At 46.1% G+C, this 16,587-nt stretch carries 18 protein-coding genes and 1 tRNA gene; 8 read left to right on the forward strand and 11 right to left on the reverse strand.

Going from position 1 to position 16,587, the window contains the following annotated elements:
- The first annotated feature begins 53 nt into the window (after positions 1 to 53).
- From B5D42_RS07840 to B5D42_RS07875, 8 genes are all read left to right on the forward strand, one after another.
- Positions 54 to 3,257: a S41 family peptidase gene (locus B5D42_RS07840; protein WP_078830897.1), complete on the forward strand. Its 3,204-nt coding sequence runs from the start codon at positions 54 to 56 to the stop codon at positions 3,255 to 3,257.
- A 175-nt stretch (positions 3,258 to 3,432) separates the two neighbouring features.
- A complete protein-coding gene (locus B5D42_RS07845) occupies positions 3,433 to 3,798 on the forward strand; it encodes an ArsR/SmtB family transcription factor (RefSeq protein WP_078830898.1) in 366 nt (121 codons plus the stop codon).
- A 219-nt stretch (positions 3,799 to 4,017) separates the two neighbouring features.
- The gene (locus B5D42_RS07850; protein ID WP_078830899.1) at positions 4,018 to 4,497 is read left to right on the forward strand and encodes an SRPBCC family protein; all 480 of its coding nucleotides are present in this window, start codon (positions 4,018 to 4,020) and stop codon (positions 4,495 to 4,497) included.
- Positions 4,498 to 4,678: 181 nt separating this feature from the next.
- Positions 4,679 to 5,470, forward strand: a complete 792-nt coding sequence (locus B5D42_RS07855) for a type I restriction enzyme HsdR N-terminal domain-containing protein (RefSeq protein WP_078830900.1) — start codon at positions 4,679 to 4,681, stop codon at positions 5,468 to 5,470.
- 101 nt (positions 5,471 to 5,571) lie between these two features.
- Positions 5,572 to 6,177: a hypothetical protein gene (locus tag B5D42_RS07860; protein WP_139367048.1), complete on the forward strand. Its 606-nt coding sequence runs from the start codon at positions 5,572 to 5,574 to the stop codon at positions 6,175 to 6,177.
- A 150-nt stretch (positions 6,178 to 6,327) separates the two neighbouring features.
- Positions 6,328 to 7,434 carry a Fic family protein gene (locus B5D42_RS07865; RefSeq protein ID WP_078830902.1) on the forward strand — a complete coding sequence of 369 codons (1,107 nt, stop codon included), beginning with the start codon at positions 6,328 to 6,330 and terminating at the stop codon, positions 7,432 to 7,434.
- A 314-nt stretch (positions 7,435 to 7,748) separates the two neighbouring features.
- Positions 7,749 to 8,819 carry a hypothetical protein gene (locus tag B5D42_RS07870; RefSeq protein WP_078830903.1) on the forward strand — a complete coding sequence of 357 codons (1,071 nt, stop codon included), beginning with the start codon at positions 7,749 to 7,751 and terminating at the stop codon, positions 8,817 to 8,819.
- A gap of 9 nt (positions 8,820 to 8,828) precedes the next feature.
- Positions 8,829 to 9,590, forward strand: coding sequence for a hypothetical protein (locus tag B5D42_RS07875; RefSeq protein WP_078830904.1), 762 nt, complete (start codon positions 8,829 to 8,831; stop codon positions 9,588 to 9,590).
- Positions 9,591 to 9,687: 97 nt separating this feature from the next.
- Here the strand turns inward: B5D42_RS07875 and B5D42_RS07880 are convergent.
- The 11 genes from B5D42_RS07880 to B5D42_RS07930 all read right to left on the reverse strand — a co-directional run bounded on the left by B5D42_RS07880 (position 9,688) and on the right by B5D42_RS07930 (position 16,532).
- Positions 9,688 to 9,761: transfer RNA gene (locus tag B5D42_RS07880), tRNA-Asn, on the reverse strand.
- Between the two features lie 72 nt (positions 9,762 to 9,833).
- Positions 9,834 to 10,187: a Rieske (2Fe-2S) protein gene (locus B5D42_RS07885; protein ID WP_078830905.1), complete on the reverse strand. Its 354-nt coding sequence runs from the start codon at positions 10,185 to 10,187 to the stop codon at positions 9,834 to 9,836.
- A 1-nt stretch (position 10,188) separates the two neighbouring features.
- Positions 10,189 to 11,376, reverse strand: coding sequence for a GTPase HflX (gene hflX, locus B5D42_RS07890; RefSeq protein ID WP_078830906.1), 1,188 nt, complete (start codon positions 11,374 to 11,376; stop codon positions 10,189 to 10,191).
- Positions 11,377 to 11,438: 62 nt separating this feature from the next.
- The gene (locus B5D42_RS07895) at positions 11,439 to 11,792 is read right to left on the reverse strand and encodes a DHCW motif cupin fold protein (protein ID WP_078830907.1); all 354 of its coding nucleotides are present in this window, start codon (positions 11,790 to 11,792) and stop codon (positions 11,439 to 11,441) included.
- An 84-nt stretch (positions 11,793 to 11,876) separates the two neighbouring features.
- Positions 11,877 to 12,611 carry an outer membrane beta-barrel protein gene (locus tag B5D42_RS07900; RefSeq protein ID WP_078830908.1) on the reverse strand — a complete coding sequence of 245 codons (735 nt, stop codon included), beginning with the start codon at positions 12,609 to 12,611 and terminating at the stop codon, positions 11,877 to 11,879.
- Positions 12,612 to 12,732: 121 nt separating this feature from the next.
- Complete coding sequence (locus B5D42_RS07905; protein ID WP_078830909.1) at positions 12,733 to 13,392, reverse strand: response regulator transcription factor; 660 nt, start codon at positions 13,390 to 13,392, stop codon at positions 12,733 to 12,735.
- Entirely contained in the window at positions 13,389 to 14,141 is a 753-nt protein-coding gene (locus B5D42_RS07910; RefSeq protein ID WP_078830910.1) for a sensor histidine kinase, read from the reverse strand. Before B5D42_RS07910 ends, B5D42_RS07905 begins: the two co-directional genes overlap by 4 nt.
- A complete protein-coding gene (locus B5D42_RS07915; RefSeq protein WP_139367049.1) occupies positions 14,099 to 14,755 on the reverse strand; it encodes a hypothetical protein in 657 nt (218 codons plus the stop codon). Before B5D42_RS07915 ends, B5D42_RS07910 begins: the two co-directional genes overlap by 43 nt.
- Positions 14,756 to 14,759: 4 nt before the next feature.
- Positions 14,760 to 15,161 (reverse strand): hypothetical protein, encoded by a 402-nt coding sequence (locus B5D42_RS07920; protein WP_078830912.1) that lies wholly within the window; start codon positions 15,159 to 15,161, stop codon positions 14,760 to 14,762.
- 159 nt (positions 15,162 to 15,320) lie between these two features.
- Positions 15,321 to 15,917 (reverse strand): carboxymuconolactone decarboxylase family protein, encoded by a 597-nt coding sequence (locus B5D42_RS07925; RefSeq protein ID WP_078830913.1) that lies wholly within the window; start codon positions 15,915 to 15,917, stop codon positions 15,321 to 15,323.
- A gap of 45 nt (positions 15,918 to 15,962) precedes the next feature.
- Complete coding sequence (locus tag B5D42_RS07930; protein ID WP_078830914.1) at positions 15,963 to 16,532, reverse strand: peroxiredoxin; 570 nt, start codon at positions 16,530 to 16,532, stop codon at positions 15,963 to 15,965.
- Between the last annotated feature and the right edge of the window lie 55 nt (positions 16,533 to 16,587).

Genomic DNA, 16,587 nt, shown 5'->3' on the forward strand with positions numbered 1-16,587 from the left:
CGGCGATGCAGGTATAATTTTCTTGCTTAACTTACCTGCTCATTTACATACTTATGAGAAAAACGATCCTATTGTGCATGGCCGTGCTCTCCGGCCTGCAGATTTTCGCGCAGCAGAATCCCAGCTGGATGCGCTACAGCGCCATCTCTCCCGATGGCAAAACCATCGTATTTACCTATAAAGGAGACCTGTACCGTGTGCCGGCTGCCGGTGGTAATGCTGTGCCGCTCACCCTGCATGAAGCGCATGATTTTATGCCGGTATGGAGCCATGATGGCAAGTCTATCGCATTTGCCAGCGACCGTTACGGCAATTTCGATGTGTTTGTGATTCCTGCTGACGGCGGTGAAGCAAAACGTGTAACCTATCATTCAGCGGCAGAATATCCGTATGAATTTTCTGCAGACGACAAAAGTATCCTGTTCGGGTCTTCGCGTATGGATCTTGCCAGCAACAGAACATTCCCGACGGGATCCCAGCCGGAGCTGTATAAAGTATCCGTGAACGGCGGTCGCGTAGAACAGGTACTTTCAACGCCTGCAGAAGATGTGAAGCTGAGCCGGAATGGACAATATCTCATCTATCACGATAAAAAAGGCGGGGAGAACACCTGGCGCAAACACCAGACATCGGCAATTGCACGGGATATCTGGGTATATGATACCAAAGCGGGCACGCATAAAAAAATAACCAGCTTTACCGGGGAGGACAGAACACCGGTGTTCACAGATAACGATAAGGCATTTTACTATCTCAGCGAAGAAAGCGGATCCTTCAATGTACATAAAATGAGTGTTGATGGTGGCAAATCGCAGCAGATCAGCACGTTTAAAAAACACCCGGTGCGGTTCCTCAGCGTAGCCGGTGATGGTACATTATGTTACAGCTACGATGGAGAACTCTACACCCAGAAAGCGAATGGCAAACCACAGAAAGTAGCAGTTGCCATTACAGCCGATGCACGCAGCAATAACGAAAAAGTAGTTCCGGTTAACAGCGGTGCACGCGACCTCGCCGTATCGCCCAACGGAAAAGAAGTGGCATTCATTGTACGCGGCGAAGTATTTGTAAGCAGTGTGGAAGGTGGCGTAACCAAACGAATCACCAATACACCCGAACAGGAAAGAATGGTAAGTTTTTCGCCCGACGGCAAAACATTGCTTTATGCCTCGGAGCGCGGCAACAGCTGGAAGATCTTCGAAACAAAGATTGTAAGAGAAGAAGAACCCTATTTCTACGCATCCACACTCCTGAAAGAAACACCGGTGGTTGTGAACGAGAAAGAAAATTATCAGCCGGTATATTCGCCCGATGGCAAAGAGATCGCGTATATCGAGAACAGGATGACGCTACGTATCTATAACAAAGCGTCCAAACAGACACGAACGATCTTAACCGATAAGGAATTATTCTCCATGGGTGATAATGACCAGTATTTCCAGTGGAGCCCCGACAGCAAATGGATCCTCTTCGATTATGCCGTTCCGGGAATTGCGCCGGGCGAAGTAGGCCTGGTACAGGCCGATGGAAAAGGCAAAGTGATCAACCTTACCGAAAGCGGGTTTAACGACAGCCGTGCAAAATGGATCATGGGCGGAAAAGCAATGCTGTGGTTCAGTAACCGTGATGGTCTGAAATCGGTAGCACAAAGCGGCGGGGCACAAAGCGATGTATATGCGCTGTTCTTTACACAGGACGCGTTTGATCGTTTCAAACTGAGCAAAGAAGATGCCGCACTGCTGAAAGATGTAGAAGATAACAAAGCCAAAGCAGATACCTCGAAGAAGAAAGAAGTAAAGAAAGACAGTGTTGTGATCGACTGGGATGCGCTTACCACACGTAAAACCAAACTCACCATTCACTCTTCGTCTCTCAGCGATGCACTGGTGAGCAAAGACGGCGAGAACCTTTACTACCTCGCACGTTTTGAAAAGGGCACCAATCTCTGGACCACCAATCTTCGTACAAAAGAAACAAAAATGCTGCTCACGCTGAATGCCGGCGGCGGAAGCCTGGTATGGGACAAAGACCAGAAATACATGTTCCTTTCTACGGATGGAGGTATTTCAAGGATCGATCCGAATGTAGGCAAACGAGACTTTGTAAGCATCAACGGCGAAATGCTGCTGAATGTAGCCGCAGAAAGACAATTCATGTTTGAGCACGTATGGCGCAGAACAAAAGAAACATTCTACACTGCCAGCATGCATGGCGTTAACTGGGACAGCTACAAGGCAGATTATGAAAAATACCTGCCGCATATCGGCAATAATTACGAGTTCTCCGAAATGCTGAGTGAATTACTGGGTGAACTGAATGTAAGCCACAGCGGATCGAGCTACAGTAATTTCAGTTCCGGCGGCGATGCTACGGCTTCGCTGGGCGCGTTTTATGACCAGTCGTATAAAGGCGCCGGCGTTAAGATCGAAGAGATCATTAAAGATGGTCCGCTGGATAAAGCAGCCATCAGCATCAAACCCGGCATGATCATCGAAGCGATAGATGGTGAGGCGATCACCGCCGACAAAGACCTGGCCCAATACCTCAACCGCAAGGCAGGCAAACTGACATTGCTGAGCGTACTGGACGGAACAACTAAAAAAGAGATCACCATTAAACCGGTATCACTGGGCGAAGAAAACGGTTTACTGTACAAACGCTGGGTGAAAAAGAACCAGGATGAAGTGGATAAACTGAGTAATGGCGAGCTTGGCTATGTACATATTCCGGGCATGAACGACGGCGCTTACCGAACCACTTACGAAGAAGTAATGGGCAAATATGCAGGGCGGAAAGGTATTGTGATCGATACCCGTTTCAACGGCGGCGGCGACCTGGTTGCGGACCTCGCTATGTTCCTGAGCGGCAAGAAATTCATGGACTACACAACAGATAACAGGAGTAATGGTTATGAACCAAACTTCCGCTGGACCAAGCCAAGCATTTCTCTCGCCAACGAAGCGAATTACAGCGATGGACATTGTTATGCATACACTTACCAGGAACTGAAGCTGGGTAAACTGGTAGGTATGCCGGTGCCCGGAACCTGCACATTTGCAGGTTGGGAATCGCTGCAGGACAACAGTGTACGCTGGGGTGTTCCGCCACTGGGCTGTAAGGATATGAAAGGCCAGTACCTGGAAAACCACCAGACAGAACCAGATATTAAACTGATGAACGAATATGATGTAGTGATCAAAGGGAAAGATCAGCAGCTGGAAGCGGCGGTAAATGCGCTGCTGAAAGAGATTAAATGATCGATTATATAATAAATAAGGAAGCCGCAGATGATATATCTGCGGCTTTTTGTTTTCATAAATTCTATAAATCAATCAGTTAAATAGAAAGAGCACAGGAACGGGAAAAAAAATTACAACTATTGCGCAAGCAATTGCTTTCCTATTTATATTTGCAAGCACTTACTTGCATAATATGGAAGCACGCAGAGATGTTTTTCAGGCCATCGCGGATCCGACACGCAGGGCCATTATAGGAATGGTTGCAAAGCAGCCGGTGAATGTAAATGCCATCGCAGAGCAGTTCGATCATACGAGGCAGGCTATTTCCCTGCATCTGAAGATCCTTTCAGAATGTGGCTTGCTGAACATCCGCAAAGAGGGCCGTGAACGCTATTGTGAAGTAAAACTGGAAAAGCTGAATGAAGTATATGAGTGGGTGGAAGAATACCATAAACTCTGGACGGGCCGGATGAAATCACTTAAAAGATTTATTGAGCAGGAAGAATTGCAGGCCGCGAAACGCACGCCAGCAAAAAAAGGAAAAGCAGGCAGGAAATGATCAATGAGGGATAGTGGCTCCCGGATTCAATAACCGGCTACAAATAACAGGGGGTTCTTACGGACTGGAGTTCAGAAGCAGATTGAGAACGACAAAAGCTGCGCTGAGCCCCCTCCGGGAGACAGCAGCGGAAGCTATCAATACATCAGCCATCCATTGATGGAAATCTGTCTGCCAGGAGACCCAATGAACTAAAATCAATCAATAAAAAATAAAACCATGGAAAATGTAATCAGTAACAAGGAAGTTCTCATAGAAGAAACTTTTAACGCCAGTGTTGAACGCGTTTTCAATGCATGGACGGATCCCCAAAAACTAATGCAATGGTATGCCCCCGACGGATGCACCATTCATTTTAAAGAACTGGAAATTAAAACCGGCGGCCGCTTTCATTCCTGCATTTCCAACCCGCAGTTCGGCGACTGCTGGTGTATCGGTGAATACAAAGAGATTATTCCCAATAAGAAGCTCGTATTTACCATGGAGAATGCGGATGAAAACGGTAATCCCATCAATCCTGCAGATATTGGCATGGATGCCGACTGGCCGGGAAAAACAATGGTTACTGTAACCTTTATTGCGGAAGGTGAAAAAACAAAACTGCAACTCAGGCAAACTGTTTCGGAAGAGTTAGCGAAGAAAACGGGGGCATATCCGAGTTGGTTGCAGATGTTAAGGAAGCTGGATGAAGTAATTTAGAACCGCACAATACATCAAAATGAATCCCTGAACGGCTACTCGTTCAGGGATTCTTAATTTCTGCTAAGCCCTTACTACGCTACGGGTTCCCGTAAAAAATACGGGATCGAAAGAAGTAGGTTGCAGTCCTGAATCCATTTCATTTTGATGGGTTAACTGATCATTACTAAAACAACCAACCATGCTGACTCCTTCCAAAAAGATAAAACTCCTTAACGGACTTAAAACCTACAAGAAGCAATACCTGGACCGCGGACTTTCGGATCTTGATGAATCGGGTACCCGTTTAATGATCAATCATTTCCTGTGTGAAGTGCTGGGTTATAAACCCATTGAAGAGATCAAAACGGAATATATGATCAAGGGAACTTATGCAGATTACGTTATACAGCTGGGCGGCGTGCGGCATTTCCTGGTGGAGGTAAAAGCACTTTCGCTACAGTTGTCTACAAAGCATCTCAGGCAAACAGTAGACTACGGTGCCAATGAAGGCATTGACTGGGCCATACTTACCAATGGAAAAACGCTGGAATTACACCGGATCATTTTCGGCAAACCGATAGACTCCCGTGTTATGTTTACCGTTGACCTTTCAGATGCCGCTTCATTTAAAAAGGCGGCAGAACTGATCCAGTACCTGCATCGCGACGCCATCCAGAAAAAGAGCCTGAAAGCATTGTGGAACCGATGCGAAGCGCTTAATAAAATGACGATTGCAGGCATGCTTTATTCAAAAAAGATCACGGACGAATTGAGGAAGATCATCAAAGCCCGGTATAATGAAAAATGTACCGACGAAGAAATTTCACAGGCGCTGAACAGCATCATGCAGGATAAAATTGACCTGGAAAAAATAAAGGTATTCAAATCTGTAAAAGCAGAAAGGAAACCGAAAACAGAATCGAAGAACATTGAAGTAAGAGAAGAAATGGTGATCAGTGATGCGGCAGGGGAAGAGCCGGTTATTTCCTGATTTTGGACCAGGTAACTTTTGGAAAGTTATTGAACTTTCCAAAAGTTAATATTACGTTCTGAACCAGGATCGGGTTAAATTGAACCTGCAAATCCAGGTATATGCCCTACATGTTACAAACTCAGCCCGATGCCGGTATGGACATAGTTGAAAAAGTAGTTCTCATCCTTGCCGGTGTTTTGCTTACAACCTTGTTCCAGTTTGTGAGCTCGCTTTTAACCAGGCGCTCCGATAAGTCTTTAAAGCATAAAGACCAGCTCAAACTTTTATCCAGCGAACTGGAAGACCTGACCAGGCATTGTATTGCCAACCTGCAGGTATTAAAATCGTTTGATCTGAGCAAGGGAATTCCATCGAGCCTGCATCTCCAGAAAATGAAGATCATGGAATCTTCCATCCTGTTCTCGCCCGATACCTTCCAGATCATCAGCAGCGACTATACCCGTTTCATTAACCGCCTCCGCCTCGAGATCAGGAATATCAACCTGGAAATCGATTACCTCCTGAATTATAAACAAAGGCAGGATTTTAAGCCCGAAGTCTTCCAGCAATACACAGACTACCTGGTTTCCAAAATGGAAACAACCATCACCATGCTTCCGGAAAGGCTCAGGGATTTAACGGTAGTGAATGAGGCCATCGTGGATCGCATCAAAGCTCATAAAGAGGAGAATGCGAAGACACTAAGGAAAATTATTTATGACTAAGACAACTTTTGGAAAGTTAAAAACTTTCCAAAAGTTAACGGGTTCATGCGGAGAATAACCTCCTCATTCTCCGCAAAAAATGCGGCAAATAATTAGTTCATGCGGAGAATAGATGCTATATTTGACGCATAAAATGCGGGGAATAGTTCTATGTATATTCACGAACGCCACAATTGGCCCCAATTCTCATGGGACAGCGAAAAAATAGCTGGAATACTGGCCGACATAAGGTACAGGCAAGGCAGGCTATTAGGCCGGATGGAAGCCATGGGCTTTTCCATGCGCGAGGAAGCACTGTTGGAAACTCTTACACTTGACGTTATCAAATCAAGCGAAATTGAAGGCGAGATACTGGATTCCGACCAGGTCCGGTCATCAATTGCCAGGCACCTCGGAATGGAAGTTGCGGGAGTAGAAGTGGTTGACAGGCATATTGAAGGTGTTGTAGAAATGATGCTCGATGCCACCCAGCGATACGCGCAGCCTCTGACGGACGAACGTTTATATGGCTGGCAGGCCGCTTTGTTCCCAACCGGTCGGAGCGGGTTGCATAAAATTACTGTGGGGGCATGGCGTACCGGAAAGAATGGTCCTATGCAGGTTGTTTCCGGGGCCTTTGGCAGAGAGAAAATACATTTCCGGGCACCGGAAGCGGTATTGGTTAACGGTGAAATGACTGCTTTCCTTGATTGGTTCAACAAAAGTCAGGAGATAGACCCTGTTCTCAAATCAGCTGTTGCACATTTATGGTTTGTTACTATTCATCCGTTTGAAGATGGAAATGGGAGGATCGCGCGGGCTATCGCCGATATGCAGCTTTCAAGGGCCGACGAAACATCACAGCGTTTTTACAGTATGTCGGCACAGATCCGTACGGAACGTAACAGCTACTACACAATACTGGAAGAAACGCAAAAGGGAAGTCTTGATATCACTGCCTGGCTGGAATGGTTTCTGGGTTGTCTTGGCCGCGCGCTCCATAAAGTGGAGGATACGCTGAAAGGAGTTCACCGTAAGGCGGGATTCTGGGAAAGAGTTGCCGGTATTGAACTCAATAGCCGGCAGCGCCTCATGCTGAATAAATTGCTTGATAAGTTTGAAGGCAAGCTCAATACCTCAAAATGGGCTAAGATTACAAAGTGTTCTGCTGATACCGCACTGCGTGATATCAACGATCTGATCGAAAAAAATATACTGACCCGGGAAGATGCCGGTGGAAGGAGTACGAGTTATGTTTTGAAGGAGAATGCCGGATAACTTTCGGAAAGTTCCAGAACTTTCCGAAAGTTATGGAACATCTGTTCTTTTATCTTTTATCTCAAAGTAATGAGCGGATATGCTGCATAACATAGACGTGCATTAACGTTACAAATGTGACCAGCGAATAACGGCGGAGCCGTTCATTAATTCGTAAGAAAGAATAAAAAAACATTTTCACGACATATATTTTATATATTAGTTGTGTTTTCCCCCCCTAAGATTTATTTCCGATACAAAAGTTTCTTTCATTAGTGAAGCCGGCATGCTATGCCCTATATGAAACACTTACAATTCAATACTTAAAAACAGCCATGAAAAAAAATATTGTACTTTTTGCAATTTTTGCAATTGCAATAAACACTTGGTCTTGTAAAAAAAACACAGATCTTTCGGCGCGATCAGATGAGAAGGTGATAGTGTCGTTGAATGAGGGTTTCTCGCGTTCACCTCAGACTACAGCAGCAAGAGAAGTATTTGAATCTGCTATTGATCCCAATGCAAAACAAAAATACCACAAACAACCATTGTGGGATAGGGCATACAGGGTAGTCGATGATAATCTGAATATCGTAATCGTGCCGCTCAAATACGAGAAGAATTACACAGTTGAAACGAACTTCGGTAGCGGAGAACGAATGTCGCTCGAAAAACAAAGTTACCTGCTTGTTTGTACTAACAGGCAAGGTCAATCATCCATTAAAGTAGTGACTAAATACCCAAGTAAGGCTTTTCTTGATAACCCTTCTTACGGATTCTCTGGTTTTGTAACCGAAGATGATTGGGACGGAAACCGAATCCGTAATTTGAAATATGAAAATGGGAAAGCCTATATAAAACGAGAAAACAACCCTGCACTTGCCTTAAAGTCTACGAACAGTCAAAGCAAGCAAATAAATACGCAGACATGCTGGTATCTTGCCCATTATGAATGTTTCGAAACAACAACCCCAGACGTATTCAATTGCGAACTTGTTGATACAGAGCTTCTGGGGTGCGAAGGTGAAAAGTATGACGAGCTGATTGATGGAGTTGGTGGTGGAGATATTGATATTACGGATGCAAATTTAGAAGTTACTAAGGTATGGCCTGTTCGTAGCTATGACTCACTTGGGATAGCTTGGACAGTATGGTCTACAGATGTATTAACGGGAAGCCGCAGTTCCGGACTTGTTGCTACGTTTACCGGTCGTAAAAGCCATTCATCGAGTTTTCAGGGCCCAGCTGGTATGAGCCATACGGAAACCGGCAATTCCTTGAGTTTTACATCGCGAAATACACATGTGTCAATGTCTGTTTCCGCATTTGTCTCAATAGTTGACTACGGCTCCGGTCCTGTATTCACAGGATATGCTGCTGGGGATGCTTCTGCATTTTTCCCATAACTTACTATAATGAAAAGAGTGTCAATTCTCATATTAGGAATGTTTATTGCAACTTTTTCTTCCGGCCAGTTTAAAAAGTCGGGCGTGATTATGCAGTCTGTTGATCAGCTGGATGAAAAACAGAACAGGTACATTCCATATCTGCCCGGAGAGACGGGGCATCGCCTGATTTATTACAGGGATAGCAGTGTGTTATTTCCGGTGTATAAGTACACTTTTACCAATCCATATTCAAAGGGTGGAGAAGGTTTTGCAGAGTTGTTGTATGTTTATTTTATAGACCTTCGTACACTTTCTTTTTATGAATATCCATCGCTTTCCGCCCGAAGTAAGTTCACCAGAAAATACATACAGGCAGATTCAATGCCGGTTTATTTGGGCTGGAATTTTTATTCGTTTGCAGAACAGCAAAAAGCTGATTCGCTAAAATGGATCAGCGATACCATTATTAATAATATTAAATACAAGCGTTTACAGTACACATACGAGGAGCAATATCGTAAGCTTGATTTAAGTATGGAGGCGAGGCATCATATTGTGCATTTGCTGACTTCCTGTCAAAACGAAGGATCGATCTTTCATATATCCAGATATCTGGAGCGACGTTCAAACGCTGCATGTCCGTTTGAAATTTCTCTTAACCAGGTTGTTTCACCAAAATTCACGATCAAGGTAGAGGTCAGGTATCAGCGGGAGCTAACAAAAGAAGAGCATGCTATTTTTGATGCCTGGGAGCGGAATTTGAAAAAGTATCCGGTCAGGAAAAAATAAATTAATATCAACGGTATAATTTGAAATAAATGCGTGCGGTTACGTCCGGGGGCAGTACAGAATAAAAAAAGAGCTACAATATTGTAACTCTTTTTCGCTCCCAAAGCTGGACTTGAACCAGCGACCCTCTGATTAACAGTCAGATGCTCTAACCAACTGAGCTATTTGGGAATACCGTTTTACCCTTTCGGGGTTGCAAAAATAGGGAAAAATGTATTCCGGCAAAATCTGTTTGCAAAAAAATCAGAATCCGAACAGACCTTTTTCTTCAAAACCGATATAAAGGCCGTCTTCCCGCTGTTCTACCGGGTAGGTTTTCAGGTAATAGCCCTCGCCGCTTGTGTTCCGGCCGTTCTGCATGTTGAAACGGTAACGGTGGAGCGGGCAAACCACCTGGCCGGTGGCATCTATAAAGCCATCCGCCATAATTCCGCTGGCATGGGGGCATTTATGGGCGAAAGCATAGATCTGGTCTTGAAATTGAGCCAGGGTAAGCGTTTTGCCGCCTGCTTCTGTAATGCACATCCGGTTATCCTGCCAGTTCAGCATCTGTGGTGTATCGGCAACCTTGTGCCAGTTCATCTTCTTTCCGGTCATATCAGAAATGCACGGTTTTATACGGATAGCGGATCCGGTACATATCCCGTACCTTATTCAGGATCATTTCCCGCAGAGCATCAATATTTTTTCTTTCCAGCGCCGAGATGAAAATACTGTTGTTCTCGGTGGCCAGCTCCCATTTTTCTTTCAGCTCCAGCAGGATCTCCTGTTTTACCTCGTCTTCCAGCCATTCGTCGAACGTACGCTGTTCGTAGAGGTCCATTTTGTTGAAGATGGTGAGTATGGGCTTGTCGAAGGCCTTCAGTTCCTGCAAAGTCTTGTTCACTACGCCGATCTGGTCTTCGTACTGCGGGTGCGATACGTCTACCACATGCAGCAGGATATCTGCCTCGCGCACTTCATCCAGCGTGCTTTTAAAGCTTTCCACCAGGTGGTGGGGCAGCTTGCGGATGAAACCGACGGTATCGCTCAGCAGGAATGGTGTATTCTCAAAAACGATCTTGCGGGTTGTAGTGTCGAGTGTGGCAAACAACTTGTTCTCGGCAAAAACATCGCTTTTGCTCAGCAGGTTCATGATCGTGCTTTTGCCCACGTTGGTATAACCCACCAGCGCCACACGGATCAGCTCGCCGCGCTCTTTACGTTGGGTAAAGGATTGCTTGTCTATTTCGCCCAGTCTTTTGCGCAGGAGCGAAATTTTGTCCTTTACAATACGCCTGTCCGTTTCGATCTCCGTTTCACCCGGGCCCCTGGTACCGATACCGCCACCCTGTCTTTCCAGGTGTTTCCACATCCCTTTGAGGCGTGGCAGCAGGTACTGGTATTGGGCCAGTTCCACCTGTACTTTAGCCTGTGCGGTCCTTGCCCGGCGGGCGAAAATATCGAGGATCAGATCGCTCCGGTCTATCACTTTTACGTTCAGTTCCTTTTCTATATTACTGATCTGTGATCCCGTCAGTTCATCATCGAAGATCACCAGATCGGTATTTTTAGACTTTACATAGTCTGCAATCTCTTCCAGCTTACCCTTGCCCACAAAAGTGCGGCTGTCAGGGTGCGCCATTTTCTGTACAAACCTTTTTGTTGCGATGGCTCCGGCTGTTTCTGCCAGGAATGCCAGTTCATCCAGGTATTCAGTCACCTGCTCACTGGTCTGGTCTTTCTGTATCACAGCTACCAGCACCGCCGTTTCTTCACGCTGTATTATTTGTTTTTTCTCGATCAACGCCTGATTATTTTAGGCAAAGGTACTTTATAGCGGGCGAATGAGCTTGAATGGGATAGGATTTAAGCGTTTGTATCCGTTTTCAGAAAATCCCCGTCAATGATCAGCAGCTTCACACCCTGCGCGGTTTCGGAACGATGCGAGCTCATATCATCGGATACGATATAGGTCATTCCCGCAGTTAATTCAAACCGTTCCCCGGTGGCCAGCTCGCTGGTAAAACTCCCTTCCAGGCAGTGTACAATATGCCCTTTCGCGCACCAGTGATCGGCAAGGTATCCAGCTTCATAACTTACGACCCGCACTCGGAGTCCGTTTTCCTGAACGGTTTGCCAGAATGCAGTTCCTGTTTCTCCTTTGTGTTCGGTTGCAACTATATCTGACCATTGAATCACCCGGAATGGAATACCTGCCATGTTTTTTTCTTATAAAGATAGCCGTCCTAAAAGCAAAACCCCGGACCAGCCGGGGTTTTGTAAAAAATATGGTATTGGTGGTGATTACAATCCGCTGATGGTAATACCGATGGAGAATTTATGCATGTCTGCACCCGCTCCGTCTTTCAGCACCCCTGTGATCTGGTAACCGGCATCCAGTGAAAGGATACCATAACCTACCCTTGCCGTTGCTGCCAGCATGGTTCCGTTAATGAAACGTTTGCTGCTTTCCTTTTCGATATAAGAAGTTCCGTAGATAGAAGCACCATTCTTGGTAACGAGGTCCTTGCCTTTTGTATAGGCTTTTAAAAGCGTTCCGATCTTCACACCCAGTGCAGCCTTCCATGATTTGTTAGGATTGGCCGGGTTTGCGTAATAACGCAGTTCTACCGGCGCTTCCAGGTACATGGTGGTCAGCTTGAATTTCTTGAAATGATCTGCACTGTCCACATTGGTAAATGGCAGCTTCGCCGTATTGGATCTTACGTCCACCTTGGTGTTCTTGAAGAACATATTGCTGGCGCCGATACCCACACCCAGTCCTACACTGAACTTAGGGTTGCTTTTGAAAGGCTTATCGAACATGAAATAGAAGTTGAAGTGCCTGCTGAATCCGCCGGTTCTTACACTGTCGGGCCTGCCGGTCCAGCTGTCTGATCCGAACTGCAGCATCAAATGGTCGGCAGATCTGCTGCTGATATCAATCTTGCTCCAATCGGTCTTCGTCTTGGTTTCAGTCTGCGCCATGCCCAGTACGGCAGCGGATATTCCCAGCAGTAGTAGTAGTGTTTTTTTCATCGTTTTGAATTAGTTGCGCTAAAAATAGCAATACAAGGGGCAAAAATAATAGAATTGCCCGCACCACAGTGGTTAAAAATTAGTCAAAACGGTACTATTTTCTGTCCGGCAGGCTGTTAAGTCAGGAATCTTCCTTATAGATCCCGTGCTGAAGCGCGTAAGTGATGATGCCGGCCACATTCCGTGCGCCTGTTTTACTCATGATCTTTACCCGGAAACCTTCTATTGTCCGCTGGCTGGTATTGAGCCTTTCGGCGATCTGTTTGCTGGTCATTTCCCGGCAGATAAAACGGATAATATCCTTTTCCAGTTCAGACAGCAGGGGTGCTTCTTCTTTCAGCAGGTGCTGCCTTTCCACTACTATTTTGAGCAGGCTCTGGGTAATCTCCTGCGAAAAATAAGGTTTATGCTCATAAACGGTTTTAATGGCGGTAACCACTTCGTCGGTATCTGCATTTTTCAGCACGTAACCACGGGCTCCCGCCTCCAGCATTTCTATAATCAGGTGTTCATCACTGTAAGTGGAAAGCGCAATGATCCTGGCTGTGGGAAAAAGCCGGCAGAGTTTGCGGGTTGCTTCAATGCCGTCGATCACCGGCATTTTAATATCGGTCAGGATCACATCCGGAAGTTCATTCTCGGCAAAAGAGATCAGCTCGCGGCCATCGGAAACCTCGCCGGCCAGTTCGATCTGCTTTACAGGTTTCAGCAGCATTTTCAGCCCTTCCCTGAAAATCACGTGATCATCCGCTATCAGGACCTTTATTTTTTGATTTTTCATAATAGCGGTAATTGTATTTCAAACCGGGTGCCGTTGCCCGGTTCTGTTTGTAAAAAGATGTGCCCGTTGAGCAGTTCCACCCGGTTATGAATATTACGCAACCCCGAACCCAGACCTGCATTCATTACTTTGCGCTGATCGAAACCTTTGCCATTGTCTTCCGTAAACACGTGTAATATGTTCTTCTCCTGGTAAATGGTAATGTCCATTTGTGTAGCTGCTGCATGTTTGATGGTATTATTGATCAGCTCCTGGATGATGCGGAAGAGATGCAGTTCTTTTTCCTGGCTGCTGAAAAACTGTTCTTCCGTACAGAAAAGCCCGATCTGCAGCAATTGCGTACGGTTCATTTCCCGGATATAATGTTCAATGCCTTTCACAGAGCCTTTCCGGAAAAAAGTCTGCGGCATCAGTGTTTCGCTCATAGCTCTCACCCGCCCCAGGGTATCGTTGATCAGCCCGGTCGCATGGCGGATCACTTCACGGTCCTCATCGCCGGCAACCCGCAATGTGCCCAGCTGGAGCCTGATCACGGACAGGATCTGACCGAAATCGTCGTGCAGCTCTGCGGCGATATGCCTTCTTTCCTGTTCCAGCGTGCGGATCTCCGTAAGCACCAGCTGCCGTGATAAATGCTGGTATTTCTTCTGGTAAGACACAATAGTGATGATAAAGAACAGCAGAAAGACCGCTATCAGGGCAATGGCTACAAGTAGGGCAATGTAAATCTTTGTTTCGTCGGAATGCATAAACTGGCGATTGTATAAATGAGATTACAGATCACATTGATGTAAGCCATGGCCTGGAAAATGATCCGCTGGAAATGTGCGGAATCGCTCAGATCCAGCATGAACAATACCTCCAGTATCGCTTTATAAACGAAATAGAAGATCAGGCCGCAGCAGATCAGGAATCTTGCATTGGTGGCAAGGCGGTGTCGCCCCATTACGATCAGCGCATTGAACTGATCAATGGCCATAAATGCGATCGCCAGTGAATAGCAGATCCTGAAAATGCTGTTGAAGCGATGGATACTGCCGATGAAGAAAGTATCTGCCAGCCATACCAATGCCAGCAGAGCTCCTGTTATTATGTAAAAGATCTTTCTTTTCCGCTTCATGAACCAATTATGCATGAGCCAGACCACCAGCAGCCATTCTGCCAGGATATACAGGTTGTTGTTTACCGCATTACTGCCTGAATAAGCCGTTGAAAACACACTGATCACCTCGTTCACCAGCGATAGCCAGGTGAGATAAGCAAATGGGTAGTAAGTTCTCAGCATTGTATTGTACCGCGCAGCACAGATAACGGCGGCAGGCAGAATACTGAAACTTAGAATTACTACCCATATATGCGGCATCAGGTTACGGATTTAATGGTGACGGATCGGGGCAAAGCGGCGGACACCGTTGACCTTCCTGTAATATTAGGGAATCGTCCCCATCATTTTTCGCGGTAATTTCACCCGTGGTTTTCACGGTTGGAAGCAGGTCGTTACCTGTGGCATCTGTGCCTACAAGGATGGCATGAACTGTTTTATCCTCCTTCATTCCGTAATAAATGCGGAATCCCGCACAACCTGGTTCCTGAAGCAGGGCATTAAGGTCGGACAGAGAAAATGTTTCACTGGTACAAAGCAGGTTTTTCCCCCGGTATTCCGGCTGCAGGATCTGCTCGCGTTCGTTGCGGTAAAGTGTGGTCATGGCAACCGCCGCCGCCAGCGTAATGAAATGTGTGCCGGGAGCGGGTAAAGTGTAGTTGGGCATAAATAGTGTTTTGGTTACCTGCAATTTGACCGAATGACCTTGCTGCAACACTGTATTTCTACGCGTATTTATACCTGATTTTGTTTTTCAGGTTTGATGTGCGGACATAAAAAAAGCAGCCTTGCGGCTGCCTTTAATATGGGCTCTTCTTGAACTTTATCAGGAAAGAACAGTAATCAGACCCTTGATCACAGCGCCTAATTTAACAGCTTCAAACACACGCGATTCGCTGCTACCATGTTTCAGCACCGACTGCTCGTGTGAGGTTACGCACATTTCGCAGCCGTTGATGGATGAAACAACCAGGCTTACCAGCTCAAAGAATTCCTTACCCAGAACCGGGTTCATCATGATGCTCATCTTGATGCCCGCCTGCTGGTTGCTGTAAAAATCCTTGCCCATAAAATGGCGGAAACGATAGAATACATTGTTGGTATTCATCAGCGACGTGCAGGCAACGATCTCTGCCAGTTCCGCTTCCGTTGCGCCTGCTTCCCGGGCCTGTTTGCTGAAGCTATCCTTCAGCAGGTCGAACTTTTCGTTCACTGCAACGGAGTATGCCAGCAACAGGGATTCTTTCCTGCTGAGATACTGCGCATTGCTCAATACATTGCTTACGTTGATCTTCAGGTCCTTGATATAACGCGCATCCACATCCAGCAGGGTTTGTGCATTGGCGGAAACGTTGTATTCCGGGATCTGCAGTTCATTCAGCAAATTCACGAATGTTTCGTTCTGTATAGCTACTTCACTCATTATTAAAAAGTTTATCCATTAAAGCGGCATCGCCGCGTTGGTGGATTAGTTCATGTTCAATTGCGCAGTCAGGGTTTCTTCGCCTTTGCTCCAGTTGCAGGGGCAAAGTTCATCTGTCTGTAATGCATCCAGTACACGGATCACTTCCTGTACGCTGCGGCCTACATTCAGATCGTATACGCTAACCCAGCGAACGATGCCCTGCGGATCGATGATGAAAGTAGCGCGGTAAGCGATCTTTTCTTCTGCATCCAGGATACCCAGCTCTTCCGCCAGTGATTTTGATGTATCTGCCAGCATCGGGAATTTCAGGTCGCGCAGATCTGCGTGATCCCTTCTCCATGCTGCGTGTACAAACTCAGAATCGGTAGAAGCGCCGATCAGCACGGCATCACGGTCTGTGAAGTCGCTGTGCTTTTTATTGAACTCGGCAATTTCTGTAGGACAAACGAATGTGAAATCCTTCGGCCACCAGAACATAACAGTCCATTTTCCTTTTGCGGCTGCAAATTCATTGGTCAGTTCGATAAACTCTTTTCCTTTCTCGATAGAAACCACTGCTTTCTTTTTAAACGCAGGAAACTGGCTTCCGATAGATAATACTCTGTTGCTCATATTGTGATTGATTTTTTACAATACTGAAATTGGGTGACCTTCTTATGGCTTGGCA

The sequence above is a fragment of the Sediminibacterium ginsengisoli genome, from assembly GCF_900167075.1.
In the GTDB taxonomy this organism is placed as follows: Bacteria; Bacteroidota; Bacteroidia; order Chitinophagales; family Chitinophagaceae; genus Sediminibacterium; species Sediminibacterium ginsengisoli.

Excerpts from the sequence above, each read along its gene's own strand:
- B5D42_RS07910 (WP_078830910.1), bottom strand. The coding sequence starts at position 14,141 with ATGCATTCCGACGAAACAAAGATTTACATTGCCCTACTTGTAGCCATT.
- B5D42_RS07870 (WP_078830903.1), top strand. The coding sequence starts at position 7,749 with ATGAAAAAAAATATTGTACTTTTTGCAATTTTTGCAATTGCAATAAAC.
- B5D42_RS07875 (WP_078830904.1), top strand. The coding sequence starts at position 8,829 with ATGAAAAGAGTGTCAATTCTCATATTAGGAATGTTTATTGCAACTTTT.
- B5D42_RS07855 (WP_078830900.1), top strand. The coding sequence starts at position 4,679 with ATGCTGACTCCTTCCAAAAAGATAAAACTCCTTAACGGACTTAAAACC.
- B5D42_RS07900 (WP_078830908.1), bottom strand. The coding sequence starts at position 12,611 with ATGAAAAAAACACTACTACTACTGCTGGGAATATCCGCTGCCGTACTG.
- B5D42_RS07915 (WP_139367049.1), bottom strand. The coding sequence starts at position 14,755 with ATGCCGCATATATGGGTAGTAATTCTAAGTTTCAGTATTCTGCCTGCC.
- B5D42_RS07840 (WP_078830897.1), top strand. The coding sequence starts at position 54 with ATGAGAAAAACGATCCTATTGTGCATGGCCGTGCTCTCCGGCCTGCAG.
- B5D42_RS07885 (WP_078830905.1), bottom strand. The coding sequence starts at position 10,187 with ATGACCGGAAAGAAGATGAACTGGCACAAGGTTGCCGATACACCACAG.
- B5D42_RS07925 (WP_078830913.1), bottom strand. The coding sequence starts at position 15,917 with ATGAGTGAAGTAGCTATACAGAACGAAACATTCGTGAATTTGCTGAAT.
- B5D42_RS07905 (WP_078830909.1), bottom strand. The coding sequence starts at position 13,392 with ATGAAAAATCAAAAAATAAAGGTCCTGATAGCGGATGATCACGTGATT.
- B5D42_RS07895 (WP_078830907.1), bottom strand. The coding sequence starts at position 11,792 with ATGGCAGGTATTCCATTCCGGGTGATTCAATGGTCAGATATAGTTGCA.
- B5D42_RS07865 (WP_078830902.1), top strand. The coding sequence starts at position 6,328 with ATGTATATTCACGAACGCCACAATTGGCCCCAATTCTCATGGGACAGC.
- B5D42_RS07845 (WP_078830898.1), top strand. The coding sequence starts at position 3,433 with ATGGAAGCACGCAGAGATGTTTTTCAGGCCATCGCGGATCCGACACGC.
- B5D42_RS07930 (WP_078830914.1), bottom strand. The coding sequence starts at position 16,532 with ATGAGCAACAGAGTATTATCTATCGGAAGCCAGTTTCCTGCGTTTAAA.
- B5D42_RS07920 (WP_078830912.1), bottom strand. The coding sequence starts at position 15,161 with ATGCCCAACTACACTTTACCCGCTCCCGGCACACATTTCATTACGCTG.
- B5D42_RS07850 (WP_078830899.1), top strand. The coding sequence starts at position 4,018 with ATGGAAAATGTAATCAGTAACAAGGAAGTTCTCATAGAAGAAACTTTT.
- B5D42_RS07860 (WP_139367048.1), top strand. The coding sequence starts at position 5,572 with ATGCCCTACATGTTACAAACTCAGCCCGATGCCGGTATGGACATAGTT.